Consider the following 2,800-nt stretch of genomic DNA (forward strand, 5'->3'; position numbering starts at 1 on the left):
ATTGATTTTCAAATAATGAGATGATAGAATAGAAAAGCGCGATAAGCGGGTTCCCTTAGTTAAATGGATATAACAAGTGCCTCCTAAGTGGTCGGAGGTCGTCCACCAAAATTGAATAAATAGCTTATAACAGTTGAATAAACTGCTATAATATACAAGTGTTCCAGTAGCTCAGTTGGATAGAGCATTCGCCTCCTAAGCGAAGGGTCGGGTGTTCAAGTCACCTCTGGAACGCTAAAAGTACCGAGAAATCAAGGATTCCCGGTACTTTTTCTTTTGTACCGAAAAAATAATATCCTATTTTGCGTCAAATTATCATATGCATAAAAGTATATATTCTGCTAATTGGTGGGCGAACTACTTAAAACAGGATTCGAACTCTTGCTAATAGGTTGCTAATAAATTTTCCTTGCTAATATTCTGCTAATAAGGATATATCCTAATCTTTATTGAAGTTTGTGGATGCCTGGGCAATAAGATTGCTCAACATAGCAGTCAGTTCCGGTGAATTTTGAAGTGCCTGAACTACATTTGTCAAATATGGATTATTGTTCTCATATTCAGGAGGACGAACAGATCTTAAATCACATCTTGAATAAAATGCTTCCTCAAATTTCTGAGCATTAATCTTACGATCTTCATCCAGGATATGAGCATATACATCTGTAATCATATCAATCTGTGCATGTCCTGTGTCACCTTGAGTTGCTTTTATATCGCCTTTATTGAGCTTTAACTTATATGTGGTACTGGAATGTCTCAGAGAATGGAAAACTACGTTTGGAAGTTCAAGTTTCTCCTTCAGCTTATTAAATTCCTTTTCAATAACTCTGCTTTCACTCGGTCTGCCGTTTGGAAGAGCAACAACCAGATCATAGTCATAGTATTCATCACCAAAGAAAGACTTTACTTCATCCTGTTCTTCCTTCCATTTTCTCAAGATATATGCAAGAGTTTTTGGAAGCCATACTTTTCTAATACTGGATTCTGTCTTGGGCTTTTTTAATACCAGGTTTGTGCTTGTACCGTTCATCATAGATGGAAATACCTGAATAATATCTTTTTCATCTAGAAATTGTCTGGCATCCTTGGATACTCTGGCAAGTTCCTGAACAACCATCACATGGGCATCATCAGCAGCAATATCAGCATCGCTTATATGTACATTATCCCATTGTAGTCCAATGATTTCTCCCAAACGTAATGAACACGCAAATGCAAGATTTATTGCAATATAAAGTTTTGGATCCTTGCATCCGTCCAGTGCTTTTCGAATCATTTCTGCATCCCATATATCTCTTTTCTTATAGGTCGTTTTTGGACGATTGGCTAACGGAAATGGATTTCTGGAAATTAATTCCCATTTCACAGCTTGATCAAATGCACAGCGCATAAGTTTATGTACGCTATTGATAACACCTGGAGTTACATATTCACTTCTAGGCGTTCGGTTTCTTTTAACAACGGATTTTGTTTTTTTAAGTGTCTGATAATACTCATCCACAACTTTAGGATTGATACTTTGAATCGGAACGTCGCCAATGATTGGATTAATGTAATTTGCAATCAGAGAGCAATTAGATTCATAAGTAGATAAAGCCCAGTGTGTCGTACCATAAATTTTTACGAAATCATAAAGAAAGTCGCGAACTGTAACATCCTTTGGTGGAATAAAGGTTCCATTGTTTTGCTCCGACTCTACTTCAATTTTTCTCTTTTTGGCTTCGGCGTGGGTATTATATGTTTCCCACTTTTGTTTTTTTTCTCCTTTCTCATCCTCGTAGTAATAAACAACAGAATATTTTTTCTTACGTTTAAGTATTGTAGCCATACGTTACCTCTCCTTTAATTTGACTTGCTATTTAGCCAGTCCTCAAAGGATCGTCTATTTATCCGAATAATTCTGCCGATTCGTTTGGAAATAAAGAAATTCTGTTCGCATAGTTTATATGCAGATTTATTGCTTATTCCTAAAATGACGGCAATATCCTGAACGGAATAGGTATCTGATCCACATGACTTTATAGCAGCTGATTCATGTGTAGATTTTGCTGTCATGTATACTCCTTTCTAAGACAGCATTGGAAACGTATAGCCTTACTGATCCTCTTGCATTTATTATACGTTTCTTTCTCTGTCTTGTAAATTTCAATTTTTATATTGTAAAACTTCTCAGAATCCAGTTCCTATGCCCTTCCAGGCCACGTAGAAGGCGTTACTATGTAATCTTAAAGCTGCAGGCACGCAATAAATGCAGGCACTATCTGCAGCACCTATATCAATCTTCTGAGAGGTGTATGCAATTATCAAGGTACAACTTGGGTCTTGCCCATTTACTTAGAAATAGTCATGAAATTTTGGAGATTGGAAGAATTTTGGAAAAAAATTAAGCTGCCATAAAAGGCAGCCTGTAAGAATCATTAGGGATGTTTGGCGGTTAATCTTTTGAGAATGGATATAACCGCCATCATATCATCCTCATCCAACTGTTTTAAAAGATCGTTTGCTTTTTGATAAAGAGGTAAGTTATGAATCCTTTCATCAAAGAACTCCTGTGGTGTAATATCAAAATAACGGCATATTTCATAAAACTGGCTCATGGAAGGCAGAGAACGTCCGGAGCTGATATTCTGGATGTAACTTTTATTTTTACCAAGATCAAGACTCATTTGATATTCGGATACATTTTTTCTAAGGCGCAGCTCTGTGATTCGGTCTGCAATATATTTTTCATCCATTTTTTCTCACCTCGTTTTCTTTATTTTAATCTATTTACGAAAGTGAAATTACGGATTAAACT

The 2,800-nt window shown here is 36.2% G+C and carries 3 protein-coding genes and 1 tRNA gene; 1 reads left to right on the forward strand and 3 read right to left on the reverse strand.

All coding sequences use genetic code 11. The features are described 5' to 3' along the window. Nucleotides 1–160: 160 nt before the first annotated feature. Nucleotides 161–234 (forward strand) — tRNA-Arg (locus tag JQM82_RS14890). A 205-nt stretch (nucleotides 235–439) separates the two neighbouring features. Here JQM82_RS14890 and JQM82_RS14895 read toward each other — a convergent pair. The 3 genes from JQM82_RS14895 to JQM82_RS14905 form a co-directional block, all read right to left on the reverse strand. Beyond that, nucleotides 440–1,831, reverse strand: coding sequence for a site-specific integrase (locus JQM82_RS14895; RefSeq protein ID WP_235251188.1), 1,392 nt, complete (start codon nucleotides 1,829–1,831; stop codon nucleotides 440–442). A 14-nt stretch (nucleotides 1,832–1,845) separates the two neighbouring features. Beyond that, a complete protein-coding gene (locus JQM82_RS14900; RefSeq protein ID WP_235251189.1) occupies nucleotides 1,846–2,058 on the reverse strand; it encodes a helix-turn-helix domain-containing protein in 213 nt (70 codons plus the stop codon). Between the two features lie 362 nt (nucleotides 2,059–2,420). Continuing rightward, nucleotides 2,421–2,738 (reverse strand): helix-turn-helix domain-containing protein, encoded by a 318-nt coding sequence (locus JQM82_RS14905; protein ID WP_235251190.1) that lies wholly within the window; start codon nucleotides 2,736–2,738, stop codon nucleotides 2,421–2,423. Between the last annotated feature and the right edge of the window lie 62 nt (nucleotides 2,739–2,800).

Origin of the sequence: Faecalicatena contorta, assembly GCF_021531995.1 — a bacterium.
Classification (GTDB): Bacteria; Bacillota; Clostridia; order Lachnospirales; family Lachnospiraceae; genus Dorea_A; species Dorea_A contorta_A.

What these genes read in the sequence shown, in the direction of transcription:
- JQM82_RS14895 (WP_235251188.1), bottom strand. Translation starts at nt 1,831, where the DNA reads ATGGCTACAATACTTAAACGTAAGAAAAAATATTCTGTTGTTTATTAC.
- JQM82_RS14900 (WP_235251189.1), bottom strand. Translation starts at nt 2,058, where the DNA reads ATGACAGCAAAATCTACACATGAATCAGCTGCTATAAAGTCATGTGGA.
- JQM82_RS14905 (WP_235251190.1), bottom strand. Translation starts at nt 2,738, where the DNA reads ATGGATGAAAAATATATTGCAGACCGAATCACAGAGCTGCGCCTTAGA.